Genomic DNA, 24,305 nt, shown 5'->3' on the forward strand with positions numbered 1-24,305 from the left:
CACGCAAGGGGTGGCGATAAGGGCAAGGAATGAACAAGCAGTGGATCAGCGGTGTGGCATGGCTCGCGGTGCTTGCCGCGCTGTGCCTGCCCGCTGCATCCCCGCTGCAGGCGCAGGAGCGCGAGGCCAGCGAGCACCGCGAAGTGGCCGAGCCGCGCGAAATCCGCGAGATGCCCGAGCCGCGCGAACGCGAAGCGCGCGAGAGCCGAGAAAGCGAAACGCGCGAGAGCGAGAGCCGCGATGGCATGGCACAAGCCGCTGCCGATGCCGGGTGGCAGGCCGATGCCATTCGCGATGAAGGCGCCGACCGCGACGAGGCCGGCAATCCCGTGCGGCAGGGCGAGGTCATCGCGTTTTCGCTGCCGGCCTCCGCCGAGCAGCATCTGGTCGCTGCCGGCTACCGCGTGGTCAGCCGCAAGACGCTGGCCGCGCTGGGCGAGGATGTCGTGCGGCTGGGCGTGCCGCATGGCCGCAGCCTGCGCGCGGCCATCGGCGAAGTGCGGGCGGCAGCGCCCGGCGCTGTCATCGACTACGACCATTACTACGGCCTCGGCCTTGCCGGACGCGGCAAGGGCAAGCCCGAACGCAAGGCCGCAGTGCCCGCAGCTGCCGCATCCGGCTTCCCGGTGGGGATGATCGATACCGCCGTCGTGCGCCACCCTGCGCTGGCCGCGGCCAAAGTCGTCGCCTGGAGCGGGGGCGAGGCACCGTCCGTCCCCGCCGCCGCGCAGCATGGTACAGCGGTTGCCTCACTGCTGGCCGGGCGTGGCGCGACGACCATCTACAGCGCCAACATCTTTCGCGGCCCCGCCGGGCGGCCCTTCACCTCGCTCGACAGTCTGGTCGAGGCGATGGAATGGCTGCTGGGGCAGGGTGCGCCGGTGATCAACATGAGCATTGCCGGTCCGCCCAATGCCGTTTTGCAGAAGATGGTCTCGCTGGCGGGCGCGAAGGGCCACATCATCGTGGCGGCGGCAGGCAACGATGGCCCGGCCGCGCCGCCCGTCTTTCCTGCAGCCTTGCCCGGCGTGGTCGCGGTAACGGCAGTCGATCCGGCGCTCAGGATCTACCGCTATGCCAACCACGGCCGCTACATCGGCGTCGCGGCCCAGGGCGTCGGTGTGCTCGCGGCGGCGTCCGCGGGCGGCTATGCGCGTTATTCGGGCACCTCGTTCGCCGCGCCGGTGATTGCCGCAAGGCTGGCGCAGTGCCGCGCCGAAGGTCGCAGCGGCCCCGCTTGCATCGACGCGCTGGTCAGGTCTGCGCGCGATCTCGGTGCGCCGGGTTATGACGAGACTTACGGGCACGGCTACATCGATTGAGCAGCGTCCGGGGCGAAATGCCCACGGCATCGGCCAATTCCTCCACGGATTCGGGGAGATCGACGGCTTGACCGCAATCGCGGCAGCGATAGAGGGGCCCCATGTTGTCCGCGTCTGATCTCCGTCCCCGTCTGCTGCATGCTTTCCTCGGTGAGGCGGCTGCGCGCCATCCGGAAGGCACGGCAATCGACGTGCCGCCCGCGCGCAACCGGCCCGAGCGGCAGACGATGACTTATGCCGAGCTTGCCCGGCTGACGGACCGGCTCGCGCTTCACCTGGCGCCACGGCTCGAGCCCGAGCGGATCGTTGCGCTGCTGCTCCCGCGCACCTCGCCGATGCTTTATCTCGCGCAGATTGCGGTGCTGAAGGCGGGCGGGGCCTACACCGCGATCGATCCCTCGTTCCCGGATGACCGCATCGCCGAAGTGCTCGAGGATGCCGACGCCGTGGCGGTGCTGACCGATGTGGCCGGTGCGCAAAGGCTCGGACCGGTGGCAGGCGCGATCCCGCTCCTCGATGCTGCGGCGCTTTCGCAGGCGGAGCCGCCGGCAGGGGCCGCGCTTCCCGCCGACGTGCGCCCCGAGCAGCTCGCCTATGTGATCTACACCAGCGGCACGACCGGCAAGCCCAAGGGCGTGATGGTGGAGCACCGCAACGTCGCCAATCTCGTGGCCTCCGATCTCGCAGAGTTCGCGCTGGGCCCGGCCGACCGGGTGATCCAGGGGTCCTCGGCGGCCTACGACAGTTCGATCGAGGAAATCTGGCTGGCGCTTGCTTCGGGCGCGACGCTGGTGGTGATGGACGACGAGGCGGCGCGCCTCGGGCCTGACATCGTCGAATGGCTGCGCAGCGAGCGCGCCACCGTATTCTGCCCGCCGCCGACCTTGCTGCGCAGCAGCGGCTGCCGCGATCCCGAAAACGCGCTGCCCGATCTGAAGCTGCTCTACGTCGGTGGTGAGGCGCTTCCGCGCGACATCGCCGACCGCTGGGCCAAGGGGCGCCGCATGGTCAACGGCTATGGCCCGACCGAATGCGCCGTGACCTGCCTGCGCGGCGATATCGTGCCCGGCGGCCCCATCACCATCGGTCGCCCCGTGCCGGGCATGGAGGCCTATGTGCTGGATGATGCGCTCCAGCAGGTAACGGAAGGCGAGCAGGGCGAACTGTGCATGGGCGGCGCGGGCGTCGCGCGCGGCTATCGCCACCGCGAAGACCTCACGGCCGAGAAGTTCGTCGACCATCCCATCTGCGGGCGGATCTACCGCACCGGCGACCTTGTCCACCGCGAGCCGGACGGCAATCTGTTCTACCACGGCCGCATTGATGCGCAGGTCAAGATCCGCGGCTACCGGGTCGAACTGGGCGAGATCGAGGCGCGGCTGGCGGCGCTGCCGGGTGTGCGCGGGGCGGCGGCGCGGCTGCAGGATGCGGGCGGCGTGCCCGAACTTGTCGCCTACGTCGTGGCGGAGGACGGTGTCTCGCCGCTCGACCTCGACGATCTGCGCACCCAGTTGGGCAGCACCGTGCCGAGCTACATGGTGCCGCGCCGCATCGGCCTGCTCGATGAACTGCCCACCACCGTGGGCGGCAAGCTCAATCGCGCGGCGTTGCCGCCGATGGCCTTCACCGCCGATGCTGCGCCCACCCGTGCGATCGTGCCGCCCGCCACGCCGCTTGAATCCGCGCTGGCGGCCGCATTCGCGGATATTCTGTCTCGTCCGGCTGGCATCTCGGTCGAGGACGATTTCTTCGAGGATCTCGGCGGCGATTCCCTGAGCGCCGCGCTGCTGGTGACGCTGCTGCGCGAAGATGGCGCCGCAGACTGGGTTACCGTGAGCGACATCTATGCCGCGCGGACGGTTCGCGGGCTCGCGGCCATGGCCGAGGAAGCCGGCGCCGCTGCAGACAGCGCTGCGCAGCATGTGCCGGACGCGCTTGTGCGTGAAGGCAAGGCCCGGCCGCTGCTTGCCAATGTGGTGCAGATCGCGTGGCTGGCCGGCGAACTGGCGTTCGGCGGCTGGGTAAGCTGGTGGGTGGCCTGGGAACTGTTCCCGGCCCTGTTCGACAAGCTGAACCTTGTTGCCTTCGTGCTGCTCACCCCGCTGATCACGGTGGCTGGCGTCGTGCTCTATCTGCCGGTTTCGGTGGGCTTTACGATGCTGGTGAAATGGGCGGTGCTCGGGCGGTATCGCCCGGTCCGGGCACCGGTGTGGAGCACCTATTACCTGCGCCACTGGGTAACGATCCAGTCCGCCCGGCTCATTCCCTGGCCGATGCTTTCGGGCACGGTGTTCCACAATGCCGTGCTGCGCCTGCTGGGCGCGAAGATCGGGCGCGGTGTCCATATCCATCGCGGCGTTCATTTGCACCGCGGCGGGTGGGATCTGCTCGAGATCGGCGACAATGTCACGCTGGGGCAGGACGCGCATCTGGGCCTCGTCGAGCTGGACCGGGGCGATATCGTCGTCGGCCGGATCGTGATCGGCAGCGATGTGACGCTGCAGTCGCGCGCGTCTGTGGAGCATGATTGCCGGGTCGGTGCCGGCAGCGTGATCGCACCGCTGTCGGTGGTCAATCCGGGCACCACGGTCCCGTCCGGCGAGCTGTGGGACGGGGTTCCCGCCCGCCGCGTCGGCCCCGCAGCGCAGGCGCCGGTGCTGACCGCGGGCGGCCGCCGTCTCCATCCCGTCGTCCACGGCCTTGCTACCCTTGCGGCGGAAGGCACCGCCACGATGCTCGGCGCGTTGCCCACGGGGCTGCTCGCGCTGCTGCTGTGCGGGCTGCTCGGCGTCGGCTCGAACGAGATCTGGACCTGGATGTACGAGCCGAAGCTCGATCCGCAGGTGCTTGCGGTCGTCATCGGGGTGACGACGATCAGCGTTCCCGTCAGCCTCGTGTGGAGCGCGCTGATGCTGCGCGCGATGGGCCGGGTGCAGCCGGGCGTGATCGATCGCTGGAGCCTTGATTACATCCGCGTCTGGATCAAGTCGGCGGCGGTCTTCAATGCCGGACAGTGGCTTTCAGGCACGTTGCTCTGGAAGCACTGGCTGCGCCTGGCGGGCGCGAACATCGGCGAAAAGTGCGAGATCAGCACGATCTTCGACGTGACGCCCGAACTCGTCACCATCGGCGCCGAGACCTTCTTTGCCGATGGCATCTACCTCGGCGGCCCGGAGATTTCGCGCGGCACCGTTACGCTGGCGCCGATCGTGCTTGGTCGCAACACGTTCCTTGGCAACCATGCGGTGATCCCGGCCGGCGAAGTGCTGCCGGACGATATCCTGATCGGCATCAGCACGGTCGCCCATGCCAGCGAGATTTCCGCCGGCCAATCGCGCTTCGGCCGGCCGAGCTTCGATCTGCCGCGCCGTCAGGTCGTGGAAATGGACCGCAGCCTGACCCACGATCCTTCTGCGATCCGCTACGTCAACCGCATGTTCTGGGAACTCCTGCGCTTCGTGCTGCCGGTCGGCCCGCTGCTGGCGACGGTGCTGTGGTACAAGCTGCTGGTCGAAGGCGCGCCGGAATCGACCGATCTTGAGTTCGCGCTGATCGTGATCCCCCTGGCGACACTCGCGCCGCTGGTGGTGCTGCTGCTGACCGTCACGGCCGCCAAGTGGCTCCTCGTGGGCCGCGTCAAGCCGGCGCAGCACGCGCTCTGGTCGTGCTGGGCAAGCCGGTGGGACTTCGTCTTCGTCGTCTGGGCGCGCTACGCCAATGCGATCCTGCAGCAGCTCGAAGGCACGTTCCTGCTCAATGCCTATTTGCGACTGATGGGGCTCAAGATCGGCAGGATGGCCGTGCTGGGGCCACAGTTCTCGCAAGTTGTCGATCCCGACATGATCGAGATCGGCGACGGAGCGACCGTGACAGCCTTCTTCCAGGCGCACACCTTCGAGGATCGCGTGCTCAAGGTCGACAGGGTCCGCATCATGGCCGGTGCGACGATCTCGGCCGGCACCGTTCCGCTCTATGGCTGTGTGGTGGGCGAGGGCGCGCATGTCGGCCCGGGAAGCGTGATCATGAAGCAGGAGCACCTGCTTCCCGGCCTGTCGTATCAGGGTGTGCCGCTGCGGGTGGTGCGCGGCTAGAGCACGAAATCTGTTGCGGCGAGGGCGGGGCCGCCGTCGATGCGGATCGCAAAGTCGGCGATTCCGTTGCCGTCGATATCTCCGCTGACAAGGCCAACTCCGGCCGTGACAACGTAGTGCAACTGGCCGGCAACCTTGCTAAAGGCCGCGCTGCCGATCCACACGAAAGCATCGTTGACGTTCGCCGTCTGCTTGATCGCGTCGATGCCCGAAAGGTCGATGTAGTCGCCCTGGGCGGTGCTGAAGTCGAGGATCACGTCGGCCGTGGTTGCGGCAATGCCCGGCAGGTCCTTGATCGAGGCAAACCGGAACGCATCGCCGCCACCGCCGCCTGCCAGCATGTCGCGCCCCGCGCCGCCGATCAGCACGTCGGCCCCGCCACCGCCCAGCAGCTGATCGGCTCCGTTGCCGCCGTCGAGCACGTTGCCCTCGTCATTGCCGACCAGCAAGTCCGCGCCGGTGCCGCCGATCAGGTTCTCGATCCCGGTCAGCGTGTCGTTGCCGCCGCCGCCGGTCGCTTGCGCGCCGCTGATCGCAAGGCTCACCCGCACCGCCGCGCTGCCCGAGGCATAGCTTGCGGTGTCGCTGCCCGCGCCGCCATCCAGCACGTCGTTGCCGGCACCGCCGACCAGGACATCGTCATCTTCGCCTCCGCGGAGCGTATCGTTGCCTGCACCGCCGTCGAGGAGGTCGGCCCCCGCGCCGCCCGCCAGCGTGTCGTCGCCGCCCGCGCCGCGCAGCGTATCCGCGCCCGCGCCGCCGTCGAGGAGGTTGGCGAGTTCCGAGCCGAGCAGCGTATCGGCACCGGCTCCGCCCAGCGCATTCTCGATCGTGCAGCCAAAGGCGATGCCGATGTTGTTGGTCAGCGAAACCCCGTCATAGGCGAGCGAGGAATAGGCCCCGGGCTTCAGGTCCACGGTGCAGCCCTGGCTGAACGCGGCGACGCTGAAGGTATCGGTCCCGCCGGCATCCCAGATCGCCTCGAACGACGGCGCGGCGGGATCGAAGGCGTAGGTGTCGTCGCCGGTGTGGTAGGTCATGTTGGCGCCGTAGAGTTTCTGGATCGCCTGGATGTCGTAGACCATCGGCGAGACGATCAGGAACTTCGCGGTCCCGCTGGCCGGGTCCTGCCACCAGACCTTTTCGGGCGAGGTGTAGGACATGATCGTGAAGCGCTGGTTGTCGAACCCGGCGGGGATCTTCGGCGCTTCGAAGGAATGTTTGAGGCCGAGGCTGTGGCCGATCTCGTGCAGGATCGCCATGTAGTTGTAGGTACCCGGCGCGAACGACTGGCCGATGATCGCATCGTCGATCCAGATATCGCCGTGGGCATTCCCGCGCCCGTCCGAAATGCCGAGCGAGTAGCCCCAGTAGCCGGCTGAAACCGCCGATGAAAAAGCCACCCGGATATCGCCGACGGTGCCGTCCGCCGTTTCGGCAACCTGCGTGAAGGCGATGTTGGCCACGTTGGACCAGGCAGTGAAGGCGCGGGTGATCATCCCCGCCTCATCCGCGTTCACAGCCCCTGTCACTGCCGCCGTATTCTCACCCCGGCCATAGGGATTGGTGAACTGGCTGGCCACCCCGTCCATCCACGGAAAGCTGTAGCTGATCTGGGTCGGCCCGGCGCCATCCTTGGTCGACCAGACCAGACGGAAGGCCGGCTGCGAGGGAATCAGCGCCGTGATGAAGGGATTGGTGCTCGCACCTGTGCGCATCACGGGGGACATATCGGAGAAACGGGGCATGATCTTGGCTCGTGCTGGGGATGGCCCTCCAAGCCTTGCCAGCGGCGGCTGAAGCTGTGTCTAAGCAGCCATGCGGAGTTCTGCGCAGGGCAGATCGCCCGATTTGCCGGGGGTTATGCCGTATCAACCATCATGTCCCGCCCGCTCCCGGGATTGCCGATGGTTAAGCGTTTTCGCGTTGCCGTTCAGGACTTGTGTGCGGCGAGATAGGCCTCGACAGCCTTTGCCGTGCCCGGTGGCACATGGAGGCCCAGCTTGCTGCGGCGATAGAGCACGTCCTCGGCGCTGCGGGCCCATTCCTGCCCGGCAAGGTAATCGACTTCGGCTCGCGTCAGTCCGCCGCCGAAATCGGTGCCCAGATCCGCCATGGTCTGCGCGTTGCCGAGGATGACCGTGGCGCGCGTGCCATAAGCGCGGGCGAGGCGGGCGATCAGCGCGGCCGGGAGCGCGGGATGCGCTGCCGCCAGCTCTGCGGCAAAGCGCTCGAAATCATCTCCGGGGATGTCACCGCCTGGCAGGTCCGCTCCCGCCGTCCAGTCGCCCGTGGCCCCGGGGTAGAACGGGACCAGCTTTTCGAGCGCGTGCTCGGCCAGCTTGCGATAGGTGGTGATCTTGCCGCCGAACACGCTGAGCAGCGGCGCCCGCGTCTGGCCATCCGGGCCACTGCCGCCATCCAGATCGAGCACATAATCGCGCGTCACGGCCGAGGCACTCGCGGCGTGGTCGTCGTAGAGCGGGCGGATGCCGGCGAAGCTCCACACGACGTCCTCGGGGTGGATCGCCTTCGCAAAATAGCGCCGCACCGTCTCGCACAGGTAGTCGGTTTCCTCGGACGAGATTTGCGCCTTGCCGGGCTGGCCCTGCCATGGCTCGTCCGTCGTGCCGATCAGCGTGTAGTCATGCTCGTAGGGGATCGCGAAGACGATGCGGCGATCCGGGTTCTGCAGCATGAAGGCATGCTCGCCTTCGTAGAGCTTCGGCACCACGATGTGGCTGCCCTTGATCAGGCGCACGCCGCGGTCCTGGCTTGCGTTCGCCGCGCGCTGCAGCACGTCCTCGACCCACGGGCCCGCCGCATTCACGAGGCCTTTGGCAAAGACGGTGCGCGTGCCGCCATCGCCCGCGATCTCGGCCTTCCACAGCGCGCCTTCGCGCCGAGCGGAAACCAGCCTCGTGCGCGTCTCGATCTGTGCCCCGCGCTCCGCCGCATCGCGCGCGTTGAGCACGACGAGGCGGCTGTCTTCGACCCAGCAGTCCGAATAGACGAACGCCGTCTTCGCGCCGGGCCGCAGACCATTGCCGAGCGCCGAGCGGGCGAGGTTGACGGTCTTCGTCGCCGGCAGCTTCTTGCGGCCGCCGAGGTGGTCATAGAGGAACAGCCCCAGCCGTACGAGCCAAGCCGGGCGCGGCGAGTTCATCTGGGGCAGCACGAAGGCCAGCGGCCAGATGATGTGCGGCGCCATGCCGAGCAGGCGCTCGCGCTCGATCAGCGCTTCGCGCACCAGTCGGAACTCGTAATATTCAAGGTAGCGCAGACCGCCATGGATCAGCTTCGTGCTGGCGGACGAGGTGTGACTGGCAAGATCTTCCTGCTCGACAAGCAGCACCGATAGGCCGCGCCCTGCAGCATCGCGCGCAATACCTGCGCCGTTGATCCCCCCGCCGACGATCAGCAGGTCGAAGGATTCGGGATCCGGCACGTGTTTGCTCCTGCCTGTCATTGCGGCCAATTCGTGGTTGGCCTGCTCCTTAGCCACGCATGCGTGTTCATACAAATGCAGCAAGTGCAACCTGTGATACGAATACAAGATAGCGCAGCTCGGGGTAAATGCGGTAACAAGGGCCATGCGAGAGGCAATGACAAACCCGGCGGATGACCGGGAGACCCTATCGAGACAGCCGGATTTCGGGCTGTTTTGCACCCCACATCCCGGCATCAGGGCGATTCGCGCTTGAAGCCGCTATCGGTGTTCGCGGCGATGCTGACCGCTTCGTCCGTTGTGGCCGCGCCGGCCGAAGCGGCCGCGCCTCCCAGCATTCCGGAGATCGGCTCCCCCGCGCTGGCCGCCCTCGGGCCCAATGGCGTCGGCGTGATCGAGAAGACGGTGGTCGACAGAGCCGCCGTCGATCCGCTCGGTACGCTTGCCAAGGGCGAGCTCGTCCGCGCCGACCGGACAATGCCGCTGGTGATCTGGTATCCGGCGCATGTCGGCCCCAAGGATCGCCGCGCCACCTACCGGGCAAGCCTCGTCTCCGAGCCGCCGAGGCCGCCTGCCTATTTCACCGTTCCCGCGCTCGCTGTGACGGATGCGAAGCCGGCGGGGCAGGGCTATCCGATCGTCCTCCTGTCCCATGGCTACAACAATGATCCGGTCATGCTGTCATGGCTGGGCGAAAACCTCGCCACCAAGGGCTATGTCGTTGTGGCCATCCGTCATCATGATCCGGCCATCACCGATACCAAGCAGACCCCCGCGACGCTGATCCGCCGTCCACTTGATATCACCTTCGTGCTTCGCCGCATTCGCGATGGCCTGCTGGGGCGGCTTGGCGACAGCACGCGCATTGCGCTCGCGGGCTATTCGTTCGGCGGCTACGGCGCACTGACCGTGGCGGGCGCGCAGATCGATGCGGGAAGTCCTGCCGTGAAGCGCCTGCCTACCGCGCTCGTCGAGCGGTATACGGGGAGCGGACCGGAGGTCGCCGCGCTCCATGATCCGGCGATCAAGGCCGTCGTCGCGATAGCGCCGGCCGGCGGCTCGCCGTGGGCGGCCTGGGGGGCAAACGGCCTGTCGGGCATCAAGGCGCCGCTCCTGGTGGTCGCTGGTACGGCAGATCGCACCGTCGGGTATGATCCTGGCCCCGCGGCGATCTTCCGCGATGCCAAGGGATCGGATCGCTGGCTGCTGGCCCTGAAAGGGGCCGGGCACGCCATCGGGACCAATCCTGCCCCCGCCGAAATGCGCGGCACCGTGTGGGATTTCGACTGGTTCGAGGACCGCATGTGGCGCAAGCCGCGCGTCAACAGCATCGCGCTGCACTTCATCACGGCGTTCCTTGATCTGCAGCTCAAGGGCGAGGCGGCGAAGGCCGAGTATCTCGCGGTGCCGTCCGAGGAATCCGACGGCGCCAAGTGGACGAGCGACGACAAGCGCTACGATGCGGTGAGCGAAGGCGGCAGCAACCCGACGTGGAAGGGCTTCGTCAAGGACCACCAGGACGGACTGATCCTGCGGCACTTGCCGCCGTCCCCTTAGGGCGGGGACCGCACCGCAGAAACGCAGCCGTCAGCCGCGCATTTCCGGCACCATCTCGGTGGGCGTCGGAGCATCGCGGCCCATGCCGTTCGAGAAGTGCCGGATGATCCATTCGCGCAGGAGGTAGATCGCCGGATCGCCGAGATCTTCGGCATGAGTCTTGAGGTAATAGCCGAAACCGTCCGCCGAGACGCGGTCATAAGGCATCACAAGCTGGCCGCTGGCGATTTCCTGTGCGAACATGTCAATGTCCGCCAGCACCACACCCGAAGCGCCGATGGCATAGCGCACGGCCGAAAACGCGGTGTCGAATGCCAGCCCGTCACCCGCCTCGATCGCAAGACGCTGCTGTGCGGCGTAGCTGGACCACAGGAGACCGCGCGGCTCTCCCTCCAGCTTCACGTGCAGCAATTCGTTGTCGTTGAGGAACTGCTCGAGGCTCTTGCCCTCATGCGCCGCCGCCGTTTCGGGCGAGCAGAGCGGGGCGACCCGAACCATCCACAAGAGGTCCGCCACGCTGTCGTCGACATTGGGGCGGTCGAACACCACCGCCATGTCGACGTTGTCGCGCGGGGCGCCGGTGACGTTGGAGGTCACCACATCGATGCGGATCTCGGGATGCTCCTTGTGGAACTGGGCCAGCAGCGGCAGCGCGTTCTGGTAGAGCAGCGAGGGCGGGATGTGCAGCCGGATCGGCCGGCTTTCGAGATCCTTGTTGCGGATCGTGTTGATCGTCTGCTCCATCCGGTCAAGGCACTTGCTCACGACGGGGAGGAGGATCGAGCCCGCAGGGGTCAGCTTGAGACCGGTTGGCCCGCGTTCGAACAGCGGGCGGCCGATCAGATCCTCGAGGCTGCTGACATGGCGGCTCATCGCGCTCTGCGAAACCGTGAGCGCCTGCGCGCCAGCGGTGAAGCTCATGTGCCGACCGACCGCCTCGAACGCCCGCAGCGCGTTCAGCGGCAGCCAGCGGCGATTGATGAGGCGATCAGGCGCGATTTCGGTAACTCCACTGGATTTTCGGGCATTTTGCTCCGCGCATTGATCTACGTCAATCCGGCTCATCGCGTGAACGTTCTTGCCCCACGATAATAGTTTATAATATGAGCCTTCAGGCATTTTTATCGTGAGGCCTGCCATGCTGCTACCCGCTGAGTTCGATTTCCATGCGCTGGAAGTCTTCGTCCTCACCGTCGAACTGGGCGGCATGACGGCCAGTGCGCAGCAGTTGCGCATCACCCAGTCCGCCGTGTCGCAGACCATCGCGCGGCTCGAGCAGGGGATCGGCGCGACCCTGTTCGATCGCACCCTCCGCCCGCTCGGGCTTACCCCGGCGGGCCGCGCGCTCTACGAACGCGCGACGCACTTGCTCGCCACCGCGCGCACCATGGTCGACGAGGTCCGCGAAGGCGCCAACCAGCCGATCGACAAGGTGACAGTCGCGATGGCGGAATCGCTGGCGATCCTGCTGACCGGACCGCTTCTCAACCGGCTCGGCCCCCGCGTGGCGCGCTGGCGGGTGCGCTCGGGGATTTCGCTCAACCAGCAGCAGGATTTCCTGGCGCGGCGTGTCGATCTGCTGATCACCGGCAGCAGCGTGCTCGAAAAGCAGGAAGGCGTGGTCCACCACGACGTCCTCGACGATCCCTTCGTGCTCGTCTTTCCGCCCAGTTTCCGGGGGGCTGCCGATCCGATCGCGGCGGCGGAGGGCCTCCCGTTCGTGCGCTATTCGCTTGATACCGGAATGGGCCAGCGCATCGAAAGCCAGCTTACCCGGATGCGGCTGCGCCTGCCCAACGTGATCGAGGTCGATATCGTGCCGCAGCAATTGAATGCGGTCGCGCTGGGGATCGGCTGGTCGATCACCTCGCTGCTGTGCCTTGCCGCGATGCCTGCGCTGATCCCGGATTTGCGGGTCGAACCGCTGCCGCGCGCGCGGTTTGCCCGCCGCATCCAGGTCGTGAGCCGCGCCGGCGAACTGGGCGACCTCGCTGCCGAGACCGCGGCGCTGGCGGGCGAGACGATCCGGAGCGAAAGCATGCCTCTTGTTCTTGCGCAGCTCCCCTGGGCGGCGGACCTGCTCGGCAGTGTATGATCCATCGATGTCAGTGCATTACGGTCATTGATACGGTATATGATTCTTGATGATGCACTGCTGAGCCCGTGCAATCCGGGATAGGCTGCAGGAGAAAATGCGGCAGGCAGACGGCCGCCAATCCCAGCGGGGGAATGCATGAACCAGACCACCACGTCCGCAGCACCGGTCACGATCACCGAAACCGGGCTTGAGCTCGTGCTTCCCGGCGGGCGCGCCGCCTATTTCAACGCCTACTGGCTGCGCGACAACTGCCCGACGTCGTTCGACAGCCAGACGCGCGAGCGGGTGTTCGATATCTTCCACCTTGAGGCTGCCCCGCGCCCGCGCCGCGCCGAAGTGGTGGAAGGTGCGCTCGAAATCACGTGGGACGGCGAGAACCACACCAGCCGCTATCCGCTGGACTGGCTGGCCGATTATGCCGAGGGCAAGCGCCGCCACGATCCGTCAGACCTGCCGCGCCGCGCCTGGTATGCCGATCACTACCCCGACATCGCCCGCTTCCCGCAAGCGGAGCTCATGGCCGACAAGGCCAAGGTTGCCGAATGGCTGAGGGCGCTGATCGTCGAAGGCGTGGCGCTGGTGACGGACATGCCCGACAGCGACGAGGGTCTGACCGATCTCGTCAAGCTGATGGGCCACGTGCGCCCGACCTTCTTCGGCGAATACTTCGACGTGATGACCCATATCGAGCCGACCAACCTTGCCTACACGGCCAAGGCGCTCGAACTGCACACCGATACCCCGGCCGAGGACATGGCTCCCGGCGTGCAGTTCCTCCATTGCCGCGCCAATAGCGTGGAGGGCGGGGCCAACCTGTTTCTCGATGGTGTCGCGGTCGCGAACGATTTCCGCGAGCTCTACCCGGAGGACTTCAAGCTCCTCGCCGAGACCGAAGTGCCCTTCTACTGCGAGCACGACACATACGACGTCCGCTCACGCCAGCGGGTGATCGAGCTTGACGCGCATGGCGAGGTGTCCGGCGTCACCATCAGCCAGCACATGGCCGACGTGTTCGATCTGCCGCAGGACGTGCTTGACCGCTACTATCCCGCGTTCTGCCGCTTCGGGCGGATGCTGCAATCGGACAAGTACCTCATGCGCTTTCGCATCAACGCGGGCGAATGCATCGTGTTCGACAACCACCGCATCGTCCACGGGCGCGAGGCCTATTCAGCCACCAGCGGTGCGCGCTATCTGCGCGGGACTTATGCCGATCGCGGCGAAATGCGCAGCACCTATCGCGCGCTGACGAGTGAAGGCCGCTTCAAGTGACGGAAGCTGAAGTCGCGGCGCTGCGCGAGGACCTTGCCGCCGCGTTCCGCATTACGGCGCAGATGGGCTGGTCGGAATCGGTCGGCAACCATTTCAGCGCGGCAGTTTCGGATGATGGCAAGCAGTTCCTCCTCAACCGCAAGTGGCAGCACTTTGCCAGCATCAAGCCGCAGGACCTGATGCTGCTCGATGCCGACGATGCGGACGTGATGAACCGGCCCGATGCGCCCGATGCCTCTGCCTGGACCATCCACGGCACCGTACACCGCCAGTGCCCCGCCGCGCGGGTCATCATTCACTGCCACCCCCCGCACGCCACCGCGCTCGCCACGCTCGCGGATCCGCGCATGCTCCCGCTCGACAACAACACGGCGCGCTTTTTCAATCGGCTTGCGATCGATCAGGGCTTCGGCGGCATTGCCGATGAAGCGGAGGAAGGCCTGCGCCTCGCCGCTGCGCTCGGCGGCAAGAAGACGCTGCTCATGGGCAATCACGGCGTGACCTGCACCGGCCCGACGGTCGCCGAAGCCTTCGAGGACCTCTACTTCTTCGAGAAGGCCGCCCAGACTTTGCTGCTCGCCTATGCCAGCGGCCAGCCGCTCAATGTCCTGTCCGACGAGGTCGCCGAGAAGACTGCGCGCGGCTGGGACGACTATCGCGGCATGTCCTATGCGCATTTCGACTGGCTGAAGTCGCAGCTACCGCCGCTCGTCTGATCCGATGGACCTCGTCCCCGCCACCATGGAAGCCGTGCTGCTCACCGGCAACGGCGGGTTCGATTGCCTCTCGCACCGAACCGATGTGCCGGTGACGAAGCCCGGGCCAGGCGAGGTGCTGATCCGGGTTGGCGCGGCGGGGGTCAACAACACCGATATCAACACCCGCACCGCGTGGTATTCCAAGGCTGTCACCGTGGCCACCGAGGCTGGTGGCGGTGATGGCTTTGCGGAAGCGAAGACGGAGGATTCCGGCTGGACGGGGGCACTGCCGCAGTTCCCCCGGATTCAGGGTGCCGATGCCGCCGGCAGGATTGTCGCCGTGGGGGAGGGCGTGGCTGCCGCCCGCATCGGCGAGCGCGTTCTGGTCGAGCCGGTGTTTCGCGGTGCGGGGCCGTTCGAGGCGGTCTATTTCGGATCCGAAGTCGATGGCGCGTTTGCGCAATATGCGCGGATGCCGTCTGCCCACGCGCACCGCATCGAAACGCCGCTGAGCGATATCGAACTCGCCTCGTTCCCCTGCGCCTATTCGGCAGCGGAAAACATGCTGACGCGCACAGCGCTGGCGGCGGGCGAGCGGGTCTTGATCACTGGCGCGTCGGGTGGTGTCGGCTCGGCTGCGGTTCAGCTGGCCAGGCGCCGGGGGGCCGAAGTCACCGCACTCGCCAGCCCGGAAAAGGCCGAGGGCGTGCGTGCGCTCGGTGCTGCCCACGTCGCGCCGCGCGATGCCCGTTTCGAAAGCGAGAGCTTCGATGTGGTGATCGATGTGGCGGGCGGGGCCGGGTTCCCGGCACTGCTCGATGCCCTGAAGCGCGGCGGTCGCTACGGCGTGGCGGGCGCGATTTCGGGCCCCATCGCAGAGCTGGACCTGCGCACGCTCTACCTCAAGGACCTGACGCTTTACGGCTGCACGATCCTTGAGCCGCAAGTGTTCCCCAATCTCGTCGGCTACATCGAACGCGGCGAAATCCGCCCCGTTGTCGCCGCAACCTGGCCGCTTACGCATATCGTCGAGGCGCAGCGCGCCTTCCTTACCAAGCAGCACGTCGGCAAGATCGTGTTGATCCCCGGAGAATGACTCACATGAAGATCGGTTTCATCGGCCTCGGCAATGTCGGCGGCAAGCTCGCGGGCAGCCTGATCCGCAATGGCCACGACGTTACCGTGCGCGATCTCAATCCCGAGCTCGTCGCCGAATATGTCGCGCGCGGCGCCAAGGAAGCGGCCAGCCCGCGCGAACTCGGCGAGGCGGTCGATGTTATCATCACCTGCCTGCCGTCGCCTGCCGCCAGCGCCGCCGTCGCGGAGGGCGAGGACGGCTTCCTCGCCGTCATGCGCCCCGGCCAGGTCTGGATGGAAATGAGCACGACCGACTATGCCGAGGTCCTGCGCCTCGGTCCGCTGGTGGAAGCCAAAGGCGGCCTGTTCATGGAATGCCCTGTCTCTGGCGGTTGCCACCGCGCGGATACCGGCAATATCTCGATCTTCGCCGCCGGCCCGCGCGAGGGGTTCGAGCGCGTGCTGCCGGTCCTCACCACGCTCGGCCGCCGCGTGCTGCATACGGGTGACTGGGGCACCGCCTCGCAGCTCAAGGTGATGACCAACTTCCTGTGCACCGCGCATCTCGTCGCGCTCGCCGAGGCGCTGACGGTGTGCAAGGCGGTCGGGCTTGATATGAACACGACCTACGAGGCGATCCGCATCTCCTCGGGCAACAGCTTTGTCCACGAGACGGAGAGCCAGGTCATCCTCAACGGCAGCCGCGACATCAACTTCACGATGGACCTCGTCTCCAAGGACGTCGGCCTGTTCGACAAGATCGCCCAGGAAACCGGCGTTCCGGTCGAAATGTCGCCGCTGATCGTGCGCCTGTTCAAGGAAGGCGAGGCCGCCTACGGCCCGCGCGAGTTCTCGCCCAACATCATCCGCCGCTATGAAGAGCCCGTCGGCATCAAGGTGCTGGGCACCGGCTTCCCGGACCAGATGGTCGATGACGAGCCCGAAGAGCAGGGCTACGAAGTGGTGCCGCGCCGGTAACGCCTGAAGGCGCGCCGGCCGGGCCTACCGCCGGCGCGCATCCTCGAGGATCATCGCGGCACCCTTTTCCGCCACCATCACTGTCGGCGCATTGGTGTTGCCGCTGGTGATGTTGGGGAAGATCGAGGCATCGATCACGCGCAGGCCCTCGGTGCCGTGCACCCGAAGCCGCGCATCGACCACCGAAACTGCCGCGTCCGGCCCCATCGCGCACGTGCCGGTGGGGTGGTAGACAGTATCGGCCCGCGCGCGGAAATCGGCGAGCTGGTCTTCCTCGCTCGCGACCTGCGGGCCGGGGATCAGCTCCTCGGTGATCATGTCCGCCAGCGGCCTGCTCGCCGCGATCTGGCGGAGCAGGCGGTTGCCCGCGCGCACTTCGGCGATGTCCTGCTCGGTCGAGAGGTAGTTGGGCTGGATCACCGGATAGGCCAGCGGATCGGCCGAGCGCAGTTCGAGGTGTCCCCGGCTCGTCGGGCGGCAGGGATTGAACGAGAGCAGGAACGCCGAAAACGGATCGGGATTGAGCAGCTTGCGCGCAGCCAGCGGTGTCTTTGTATAGCTTACCGGGCTGAAATAGAGCTGCAGATCGACATTGGGCGCATCCTTCTCGCTGCGCACGAAGCCGCCGCTCTGGTTCACGCTGAGCGAGAGCGGCCCGCGCCGGTCGAACGCAAAGCGCAGCGCCGCCTGCGCCTTGCCGAGCAGCGGGTGGAGCTCGTCGTTCAGCGTGGCGGTGCGGACCTTGTAGAAATACGAGACCGCGAGATGATCCTGCAGATTGCAACCCACGGCGGGCAGGTGGCTCTGCACGCCAATCCCGTGCTGCGCCAATGCTCCACCATCACCGATGCCGGAGAGCATCAGCAATTGCGGCGAGTTGATCGCGCCGCCCGACAGGACCACTTCGCGGCGCGCGCGCACCTGGTGGAGCTTCCCGCCGCGCCGATACTCGATGCCGACAGCGCGCGAGCCTTCGAACAGCACGCGCGTGGCCTGCGATTTTGTGCGCAGTTCGAGGTTCTTGCGGCGGCGGGCAGGGTGCAGGAAGGCATTGGCGGTGGAGGCGCGCCAGCCGCCGCGCGTGTTGATCTGATAGAACCCCACGCCTTCGGGGTTGTTGCCGTTGAAATCGGTCGTCACCGGAAAGCCCAGGCCCTCCGCCGTCTCGATAAAGCTGTGGCACACCGGGTGGACGTGCGGGGTGATCTCGGTCACGTGCTGCGGCCCGCCGCGCCCGTGGTGCGCGCTGTAGCGGTCGAAATCCTCGGACTTGGTGAAGAAGGGCAGCACATCGTCCCAGCCCCAGCCGGTATTGCCCGCCGCGCGCCAATCGTCGAAATCGCGTGGCTGCCCGCGCACATAGACCATCGCGTTGATCGAACCCGAGCCACCGATCACCTTGCCGCGCGGCCAGTAGCTGCTGCGCCCGCCAAGCCCTTCGATGGCTTCCGTATCGTACATCCAGTTGATGCGCTTGTCGAAGAAGGTGCGGCCATAGCCGATCGGCATCTGGATCCAGATCGAAAGGTCGCTGCCGCCTGCTTCCAGCAAGAGTACGGTGGACTTGCCGTCCTCGGTCAGCCGGTTGGCCAGCACGCATCCGGCGGTGCCGGCGCCCACCACGATATAGTCGAAGGTATCGCTCATCAGAACACCGGGTGCTGGGTCATTTCCAGGTGCAGCATATCCCCGGTGTAGGGATGCGCGCGGGCGACGTCCTCGTTGAGTTCGACCCCGAGGCCGGGTTCGGTCGGCGGGATCACATGGCCCTCCTCGAAACGGATCGGGCGTTTCAGGATATCGGTATGGAACCCGCCCCAGGTCTCGATGCTTTCGAGGATCAGGAAATTGGGTGTCGCGGTTGCCAGCTGGATATTTGCGGCGCCCACCACCGGCCCGCAATAGAGGTGCGGTGCGATCTGGGCGTGGCGGACTTCGGCCATCCCGGCGATCTTCTTGGCCTCGAGCAGCCCGCCGACGCGCCCCAGGTTCATCTGCAGGATCGCCGCGCCGCCTGCATCGAGCAGGCGGGCAAAGTCGTATTTGGTCGAAAGCCGCTCGCCCGTCGCGATCGGGATCGAGGTCGCGCGGGCGACCTTGGCCATTTCCTCGGGCGCATCGGGCGGCACGGGCTCTTCAAGCCACAGCGGATCGGCTGCCTCGAGCCGCTTCGCGAGCCGGATCGCACCCGCCGCGGTCATCTGGCCATGAGTGCCGAACAGGAGGTCTGCGCGGCTCCCCACCGCCTCGCGCAGCGTGTTCGCAAATCGCTCGGACAGGTCGAGCGCCTCCAGCGACAATTGCCGCCCGTCGAACGCGGAATAAGGCCCCGCCGGATCGAACTTCAGCGCGGTGAAGCCCAGTCCGAGGTATTCCGCCGAACGCTCCGCCGCGAGATCCGGGTCGTGATAAACGTCCGTCTTGTCGCCGGGGCGCGGGTAGATATAGGTGTAGGCACGAAGCCGCTCGTGAACCTGCCCGCCCAGCAGCTTGTAGACCGGCTGCCCCGCCGCCTTGCCGATGATATCCCAGCACGCCATTTCCAACGCGCTCAGCACGCCCATCAGCGAAAGGTCGGAATGCTGGGTAAACCCGCTCGAATAGACCCGCCGCCAGAGGGTCTCGATGTCATGCGGATCGCGGCCCTCGGCATAGCGCGCGAAGACGTCTTCGATCATCTTGGCCACGAGGTGGGGTGAGAAGGGGACGCAATAGGCCTCCCCGATCCCGCTGATCCCGCAGGCCGTCGTCAGTTTGACGAACACGAAGTAGCGCCCGCCGAAATGCGGCGGCGGATTGCCGACGACGAAAGTCTCGATGTCGGCGAGTTTCATGCCGCCGCTTCGAAACCGTTGATGATCTTGATCTCAAGGTAGTCGTGGAGGCCGAATTCGCCCCATTCACGCCCGTTGCCCGATTGCTTGTAGCCGCCGAAGGGGGAGCAGTATTCCTGTCCCGCTCCGTTGAGATAGACGCTGCCCGCGCGCAGCTGCCGCGCCACCCGGCGCGCGCGGTCGAGGTCGCCAGTCTGGACATAGGCGGCGAGGCCATAGGGCGTGTCGTTGGCGATGGCGACGGCGTCCGCCTCGTCCTTGAACGGGATCATCGTGAGCACCGGCCCGAAGATTTCCTCGCGCGCAATGGTCATCTGGTTTGTGACGTCCGCGAAGATCGTCGGCTGGACGTAGTAGCCGCGGTTGAACCCGTCAGCGCGGCCCGGACCGCCCGTCACCAGCCGCGCGCCTTCCGCGATGCCCGCTTCGATGAGCTTCTGGATGCGCTCGAAATGGACCTTGCTCACCACTGGACCAATATGCGGACCCTTTTCCATCGGGTCGCCGAGCTGCACGCTTTCCGCCACGCTCTTCGCGATCTCGACCGCCTCGTCATAGACCGAGGCCTCGACCAGCATGCGCGTTGGCGCGTTGCAAGATTGGCCGGTGTTGTTGAAGCAGTGGCGCACGCCGCGCGTGACGGCAGCCTCAAGCCCCGCATCGGCGAACACGAGGTTCGGCGACTTGCCACCCAGTTCCTGGCTGACGCGCTTGACGGTCTCGGCGGCGGACTTTGCCACCTGGATGCCCGCGCGGGTCGACCCGGTGAAGGAGACCATGTCGGCCTCAGGGTGGCCGGTCAGCGCATCGCCGATGCCGGGGCCGGTGCCGTGGACCATGTTGAACACGCCCGCCGGGAAGCCCGCCTCATGGATGAACTCTGCGAAGAGCTGCGCCGAAAGCGGCGCGATTTCGCTGGGCTTCAGGACCATCGTGCAGCCCGCGACCAGCGCCGGGCCGATCTTGGCGGCGAGCTGGTTGATCGGCCAGTTCCACGGCGTGATCAGCGCGCAGACGCCGACGGCCTCATGCACGAGGCGTCCCCGGCTGCCGAGCTGGCGTTCCCACACCATTTCACGCGCGGCCCGCACTGTTTCCTTAAGGTGGCCGGGCCCGCACTCGGCCTGGGCATTGTAGGACAGGTCGTAAGGCGCGCCCATCTCGGTGCTGATGGCCGTGACCATCTCGTCATAGCGCGCCTCGAACACCGCGATCAGCTTCTCGACGAGCGCGAGACGCTCTTCGAGGCTCGTGGTGGAATAGCCGTCAAACGCCGCGCGGGCGGCTGCCATCGCGCGGTCGACATCGTCCGGGCCGCAAAGCGCCACGCGCGCGCAGACTTCCTCTGTCGCCGGATTGACTGCCTCGAACAGCGCGGTCGAGGTTGCGGGCAGGGCCCACTGGCCGTTTATGTAGGAGGGGAGGGGCTTCAGCTCAGACATGACCGATGGCTCGCTTCTGGTCTTCGACGATCGTTTTCGCCGCCATGAAATAGTGGAAGGCCGCCCAGAAACCGGTCGGCGCGAGGATGAGGAGCGCCGAGCGCAGCGAAGCGGCGTCGGGGCCGGCGGGCCCGGCAAAGTAGTCGCTCAGCATGCCGACGCCCTGCGGTGCGACGATCAGGTTGAACACGTTGGCGATAAGCAGTGCAATCGCGCTGAACATCGCGCGCATTTTGGGCGGTGCGAGGTTCTGGCCGAGCGCGAAGGCGGGGCCGATGTAGAAGTAGATGCCCGGGATGAACAGCCACAGCGATACCGTCGCCAGCGTCAGGTTGTGGGTATAGATCGCGATGATGCCGGGCACTGTTGCGACCGCGGTCACCGCGCCCAGCAGGTACACGATCTTGCGCGGATCGGTGTAGGACGGACGGCCGAGAATCCAGGCTGTCAGGAGCGAGGCGCCGATGCCCATGACAAGATGGATCGGCCCGACGATCGCGCCGGCCGCACCGACGTCGATCTGGTACGTGCGTTGCAGGAACGTGGGGATGAACCACATCAGGCCCCAGCCCCAGAGCGCGCCCACGCCGCTGCCCATCATCACGTGCACCGCCGATTTCTGGCTGAGGCAGAAGCGCATGGTTTCCATGAGCGTCGGATCATCCTCGCTCTTGATCACGTCGAGACAACCGCGCTTGGGCTCGCGGATCGTCGCCATGATCAGCAGCGCGAGCAGCACGCCGGGAATGCCGAGTACGAGGAACGCCGCGCGCCAGCCATAGGCATGGGCCACCGCGCCCGCCATGTCCGCGCCGATCCATGCACCGATGGGGGCGCCGAGGCAGAAGATCGTCAGCGCCATCGGGCGCCGCGCGGCGGGGAAATAGTCGCAGATGATCGAGTTGCAGGAAGGCGTGCCGCCCGCCTCGCCCACGCCCACGCCCATCCGCGCGAGCAAGAGCTGCATGTAGCCGCGCGAAAGGCCGCACATCGTTGTCATCACCGACCACAGCGTGATCGAGATCGCCAGCAGGTTGCGCCGGTTGTAACGGTCGGCGATCCACGAAAGCGGAATGCCCATGCTCACGTAGAACAGCGCCAGCGAAACGCCGGTCAGAAAGGCCACGCCGCCATCGCTGAGATGCAGGTCGAGCCGAATCTGCTCCAGCACGGTCGACATCACGTAGCGGTCCGCGATGTTGATCGTGTAGGCCAGCATCATGACCAGCAGCACGTACCAGCGCAGGGCTGCCGAAGCATTCTCCTCGCCCGCGGGGGCGGCGGTTGCACCTATTGCTGCCATTGCCGTTCCTGTCCCTTTTCTGTGTTGATTTATTGTGGTGCCAGCTCGGGGCCCAGCGCCTCGCGCAAGGCCCCGAGCCAGGGCTCGAACTTCTTCCACTGATCAAGTCCGTCGCGGAAGATCGGCCGACGGACCTGTTCGGAGCTCGGCGTGCGTACGCTGCGCCTCGTCTTGTGAAATTCGATGCAGGCTTCTTCGAAGGGGAGGCCGCAGTAGTCGAGGATCCGCCGCACGCTGCCTTCAAGGTCCTCGACCACGTCCTCGTGCTGCACGCGCAGCACCCGGCCGGGGAGCACCGCGTCCCAGTGGTCCATCAGCTCGACATAGGTCTTGTAGTAGCGGGCGATGTCCTCGATCCCGTAGGTGAATTCCTGCCCTTGCGCGAAGAGCTGCTTCAGATTGCTGAAGCAGCACGCCATCGGATCGCGCCGCGCGTCGATGATCTTGGCGTTGGGCAGAATGAGGTGGATCAGGCCGACATGCCGGAAGTTGTTCGGCATCTTGTCGATGAAGAACGGCCGGCCGAGAATGCGGTTGGGCATCGTGTCCGCGATATACTGCGCGCCGTAACGGCGCACGGCCTCGGCATCGAGGTCCTGAAGCGATCCGGGATAGAGCGGCTGGTCGAAATTGAGCTCGCGGCCCTGCAGTTCGTGCACGATGCGCTGGATATCGGGCAGTTCCTGCGTGCCTTCGACCATCGAGTGCGAGGCGAGGATCTGTTCGAGCAGGGTGGAACCCGAGCGCGGCAGGCCGAGCACGAAGATCGGGGAGGGATCGTCCAGCCCCCAGCCTTCGCGCGCGGCAAAGAAGGCGGAGGTGCAGACGCGCTTCTGTTCGCGGGTGTTGGTTTCGAAGACCTCGGGTATATAGCCGTTGCTGGCACGGTGCATGGCATTGCCGCGGACATAGGCCGCCCACGAGCCTTCATGGTCGCCGGCGTCTTCCAGCGCCTTGCCCAGCGCGAACGCGATGTGGATGCGGTCCACGTCGGCAGTTTCTGGGGCCTCCAGCCGCCCTTGCATGACCGCGATGGACTCAGGCGAAAAGCGGTAGGTCTTGAGGTTGGCGAGGCTCCACCAGGCATCACCGAAATCCGGCCGATCGGCGGTCGCGGCCATATAGGCGTCGATCGCTTCGGGCGTGCGGGCTTCGGTCTTGAGCGCGTGTCCGAGCCAAAGGTTGAGATCGGCCCGGCGGACGCGGGCTTCCAGCGTGTCGCCTGCTATCTCCGCGATCATCGCGCGGTATTCCGGGATCACGCTCTCGAAATCGCCAAGGCCCACCCGGATCGTGGCGGCCTGGATGCGGTGTGCATGGTTCCCGGGATCGCGCCGCAACAGCGGCTCCAGGGCTTCGCGCGCCTGGGGAAACTTGTGCCGCGCGATCAGCACCTGCACATATTCGTGCCGTGCTTCCTCATGGTCGGGCACCAGCGCGAGCATGCCTTCATAGAGCGCCTCGGCATCGTCGAGCACATTGCGGCGATGGCCGATCTGAGCGAGCAGACGCATCGCTTCGGGGTGGTTTCCCGCTTCCAGCAGGAAGCGCCGGATGAGCGATTCCGCCACATCGACCTCGCCATCGCCGTAAAGCACTTTGGCCTGAACGATCGGCGGTGGCAGGCTGGCGAGATGGGCGAAATGGCGCGTGGCGAGTTCGGCGCTGCGGGTGTCACCCGTCATGCGGTAGAGCCCGTCGAGCATGCGCCAGCCCATTGCCAGCGCTGGATTGGCCCCGACCGCGAGGCGCAAGTCGAAGATCGCCGCCGGTGCATCGCGCCGGGCGACATGGCAGAGCCCGCGCTCCAGATAGAGCTGGCTGAAATTGGGATGATGCTGTGCGAAGCGCGCCAGCGCCTCAAGCGCGGCATCGGTCTGCTGCAACATGCGCAGCGAATGCGCCTCGATCAGCAGCAATTCGCGGTTGGCGGGATCGACGGGAAGCAGCTTCCGTGCGCCTGCGGCAGCGGCCGCGTAATCGCCCTTGGCCTGGAGGGCATGCAGCGCCGTGATGTCGGCCTCGGGCACTGCGGCAGAGGGCGAAGCAGGGCGTGTCTTGTCAGTGGGAGTCAATTCGATCTGCGTGGCCATTAACGCACTTTCCTGCCGGCTGACGCCGTTTGCCCATCAAACTCGCCCATCAAAGGCTCTGGGCCGCCGGAAAGCAAGGGGTGGCGTTTGTG

At 66.4% G+C, this 24,305-nt stretch carries 16 protein-coding genes; 8 read left to right on the forward strand and 8 right to left on the reverse strand.

Going from position 1 to position 24,305, the window contains the following annotated elements; translation table 11 throughout:
- Positions 1–29 precede the first annotated feature (29 nt).
- Positions 30–1,322: a S8 family serine peptidase gene (locus tag AQZ52_RS11330; protein WP_082697881.1), complete on the forward strand. Its 1,293-nt coding sequence runs from the start codon at positions 30–32 to the stop codon at positions 1,320–1,322.
- A gap of 101 nt (positions 1,323–1,423) precedes the next feature.
- Positions 1,424–5,413 (forward strand): non-ribosomal peptide synthetase, encoded by a 3,990-nt coding sequence (locus AQZ52_RS11335; protein ID WP_067910624.1) that lies wholly within the window; start codon positions 1,424–1,426, stop codon positions 5,411–5,413.
- Here AQZ52_RS11335 and AQZ52_RS18170 read toward each other — a convergent pair.
- Both AQZ52_RS18170 and glpD read right to left on the reverse strand, forming a co-directional pair.
- On the reverse strand, positions 5,410–7,161 hold the full coding sequence (locus AQZ52_RS18170; RefSeq protein ID WP_082697883.1) for a M10 family metallopeptidase: 1,752 nt from the start codon (positions 7,159–7,161) through the stop codon (positions 5,410–5,412). The two genes, AQZ52_RS11335 and AQZ52_RS18170, sit on opposite strands and share 4 nt — an antisense overlap.
- A gap of 185 nt (positions 7,162–7,346) precedes the next feature.
- Positions 7,347–8,861, reverse strand: coding sequence for a glycerol-3-phosphate dehydrogenase (gene glpD, locus AQZ52_RS11345; RefSeq protein ID WP_240481603.1), 1,515 nt, complete (start codon positions 8,859–8,861; stop codon positions 7,347–7,349).
- Between the two features lie 252 nt (positions 8,862–9,113).
- Here glpD and AQZ52_RS11350 point away from each other — a divergent pair, with 252 nt between their 5' ends.
- Positions 9,114–10,418, forward strand: a complete 1,305-nt coding sequence (locus AQZ52_RS11350; protein ID WP_067910630.1) for an alpha/beta hydrolase family protein — start codon at positions 9,114–9,116, stop codon at positions 10,416–10,418.
- Positions 10,419–10,448: 30 nt separating this feature from the next.
- Here the strand turns inward: AQZ52_RS11350 and AQZ52_RS11355 are convergent, their stop codons facing one another.
- Positions 10,449–11,483 (reverse strand): LysR family transcriptional regulator, encoded by a 1,035-nt coding sequence (locus AQZ52_RS11355; protein ID WP_240481604.1) that lies wholly within the window; start codon positions 11,481–11,483, stop codon positions 10,449–10,451.
- Between the two features lie 73 nt (positions 11,484–11,556).
- Here AQZ52_RS11355 and AQZ52_RS11360 point away from each other — a divergent pair, with 73 nt between their 5' ends.
- From AQZ52_RS11360 to AQZ52_RS11380, 5 genes are all read left to right on the forward strand, one after another.
- Positions 11,557–12,513 (forward strand): LysR family transcriptional regulator, encoded by a 957-nt coding sequence (locus tag AQZ52_RS11360; protein WP_067910633.1) that lies wholly within the window; start codon positions 11,557–11,559, stop codon positions 12,511–12,513.
- Positions 12,514–12,651: 138 nt separating this feature from the next.
- Positions 12,652–13,788, forward strand: coding sequence for a TauD/TfdA family dioxygenase (locus AQZ52_RS11365; RefSeq protein WP_067910636.1), 1,137 nt, complete (start codon positions 12,652–12,654; stop codon positions 13,786–13,788).
- On the forward strand, positions 13,785–14,504 hold the full coding sequence (locus AQZ52_RS11370) for a class II aldolase/adducin family protein (protein ID WP_067910639.1): 720 nt from the start codon (positions 13,785–13,787) through the stop codon (positions 14,502–14,504). Before AQZ52_RS11365 ends, AQZ52_RS11370 begins: the two co-directional genes overlap by 4 nt.
- Positions 14,505–14,508: 4 nt before the next feature.
- Positions 14,509–15,582, forward strand: a complete 1,074-nt coding sequence (locus AQZ52_RS11375) for an alcohol dehydrogenase family protein (RefSeq protein WP_067910641.1) — start codon at positions 14,509–14,511, stop codon at positions 15,580–15,582.
- Between the two features lie 5 nt (positions 15,583–15,587).
- Positions 15,588–16,541, forward strand: coding sequence for an NAD(P)-dependent oxidoreductase (locus tag AQZ52_RS11380; RefSeq protein ID WP_067910644.1), 954 nt, complete (start codon positions 15,588–15,590; stop codon positions 16,539–16,541).
- Positions 16,542–16,565: 24 nt separating this feature from the next.
- On the opposite strand, the gene AQZ52_RS11385 is transcribed toward AQZ52_RS11380, so the two are convergent.
- The 5 genes from AQZ52_RS11385 to AQZ52_RS11405 are packed head-to-tail and all read right to left on the reverse strand — an operon-like array spanning position 16,566 to position 24,213.
- Positions 16,566–18,188, reverse strand: coding sequence for a GMC family oxidoreductase (locus AQZ52_RS11385; RefSeq protein ID WP_067910647.1), 1,623 nt, complete (start codon positions 18,186–18,188; stop codon positions 16,566–16,568).
- On the reverse strand, positions 18,188–19,375 hold the full coding sequence (locus AQZ52_RS11390) for a mandelate racemase/muconate lactonizing enzyme family protein (protein WP_067910650.1): 1,188 nt from the start codon (positions 19,373–19,375) through the stop codon (positions 18,188–18,190). Before AQZ52_RS11390 ends, AQZ52_RS11385 begins: the two co-directional genes overlap by 1 nt.
- Positions 19,372–20,817 (reverse strand): aldehyde dehydrogenase family protein, encoded by a 1,446-nt coding sequence (locus tag AQZ52_RS11395; protein WP_067910653.1) that lies wholly within the window; start codon positions 20,815–20,817, stop codon positions 19,372–19,374. Before AQZ52_RS11395 ends, AQZ52_RS11390 begins: the two co-directional genes overlap by 4 nt.
- Positions 20,810–22,120: a spinster family MFS transporter gene (locus AQZ52_RS11400; protein ID WP_067910656.1), complete on the reverse strand. Its 1,311-nt coding sequence runs from the start codon at positions 22,118–22,120 to the stop codon at positions 20,810–20,812. Before AQZ52_RS11400 ends, AQZ52_RS11395 begins: the two co-directional genes overlap by 8 nt.
- Before the next feature lie 29 nt (positions 22,121–22,149).
- Positions 22,150–24,213 carry a tetratricopeptide repeat-containing sulfotransferase family protein gene (locus tag AQZ52_RS11405; protein WP_067910658.1) on the reverse strand — a complete coding sequence of 688 codons (2,064 nt, stop codon included), beginning with the start codon at positions 24,211–24,213 and terminating at the stop codon, positions 22,150–22,152.
- Between the last annotated feature and the right edge of the window lie 92 nt (positions 24,214–24,305).

The organism is Novosphingobium fuchskuhlense (assembly GCF_001519075.1).
In the GTDB taxonomy this organism is placed as follows: Bacteria; Pseudomonadota; Alphaproteobacteria; order Sphingomonadales; family Sphingomonadaceae; genus Novosphingobium; species Novosphingobium fuchskuhlense.

Excerpts from the sequence above, each read along its gene's own strand:
- AQZ52_RS11395 (WP_067910653.1), bottom strand. The coding sequence starts at position 20,817 with ATGTCTGAGCTGAAGCCCCTCCCCTCCTACATAAACGGCCAGTGGGCC.
- AQZ52_RS11405 (WP_067910658.1), bottom strand. The coding sequence starts at position 24,213 with ATGGCCACGCAGATCGAATTGACTCCCACTGACAAGACACGCCCTGCT.
- AQZ52_RS11335 (WP_067910624.1), top strand. The coding sequence starts at position 1,424 with ATGTTGTCCGCGTCTGATCTCCGTCCCCGTCTGCTGCATGCTTTCCTC.
- AQZ52_RS11390 (WP_067910650.1), bottom strand. The coding sequence starts at position 19,375 with ATGAAACTCGCCGACATCGAGACTTTCGTCGTCGGCAATCCGCCGCCG.
- AQZ52_RS11385 (WP_067910647.1), bottom strand. The coding sequence starts at position 18,188 with ATGAGCGATACCTTCGACTATATCGTGGTGGGCGCCGGCACCGCCGGA.
- AQZ52_RS11365 (WP_067910636.1), top strand. The coding sequence starts at position 12,652 with ATGAACCAGACCACCACGTCCGCAGCACCGGTCACGATCACCGAAACC.
- AQZ52_RS11360 (WP_067910633.1), top strand. The coding sequence starts at position 11,557 with ATGCTGCTACCCGCTGAGTTCGATTTCCATGCGCTGGAAGTCTTCGTC.
- AQZ52_RS11380 (WP_067910644.1), top strand. The coding sequence starts at position 15,588 with ATGAAGATCGGTTTCATCGGCCTCGGCAATGTCGGCGGCAAGCTCGCG.
- AQZ52_RS11330 (WP_082697881.1), top strand. The coding sequence starts at position 30 with ATGAACAAGCAGTGGATCAGCGGTGTGGCATGGCTCGCGGTGCTTGCC.
- AQZ52_RS11375 (WP_067910641.1), top strand. The coding sequence starts at position 14,509 with ATGGACCTCGTCCCCGCCACCATGGAAGCCGTGCTGCTCACCGGCAAC.
- AQZ52_RS11355 (WP_240481604.1), bottom strand. The coding sequence starts at position 11,483 with ATGAGCCGGATTGACGTAGATCAATGCGCGGAGCAAAATGCCCGAAAA.
- AQZ52_RS11400 (WP_067910656.1), bottom strand. The coding sequence starts at position 22,120 with ATGGCAGCAATAGGTGCAACCGCCGCCCCCGCGGGCGAGGAGAATGCT.
- AQZ52_RS18170 (WP_082697883.1), bottom strand. The coding sequence starts at position 7,161 with ATGCCCCGTTTCTCCGATATGTCCCCCGTGATGCGCACAGGTGCGAGC.